Source organism: Streptomyces sp. P9(2023) (assembly GCF_032436795.1).
GTDB lineage: Bacteria > Actinomycetota > Actinomycetes > Streptomycetales > Streptomycetaceae > Streptomyces.
In genome coordinates this window covers 1-314 of record NZ_JAUPWM010000300.1, presented here as the reverse complement: position 1 = coordinate 314, position 314 = coordinate 1, and the positions used below count along the sequence as shown (strand labels likewise).

General features: G+C 47.5%; 1 protein-coding gene. It reads left to right on the top strand.

Translation table 11 applies throughout. From position 1 onward, the window contains the following. Positions 1 to 314, top strand: a 314-nt coding sequence (locus Q5762_RS37710; protein ID WP_315896825.1) for a TonB-dependent receptor plug domain-containing protein, incomplete at both ends; no start/stop codon positions are given.

Below are 314 nucleotides of genomic sequence, written 5' to 3'. Positions count from 1 at the left end.
CGCGAAACCGATCACCATCGCTAAACCGGCACAAACCACTATTGATTCTGATCAGATTGAAGAACAGCAATACGCCAACTTCGCAGAGTTGGTTGGCTCAGTGCCTGGAGCAACACTGGATGGTGGAGCACGATCCGGAGGTGAACGGATTAATATTCATGGTTTCAGCGACCCTAGCGACCTTGCAGTGTACGTTGACGGTGCCCCGATCGGCTTTCAACAGTATCGCTATGGAACCTTCTTTTTTGATCCATTCTTAATTGGCGAAACAGAAATTATTAAAGGCACTCACGATTACCGAGCAATCAATGGTA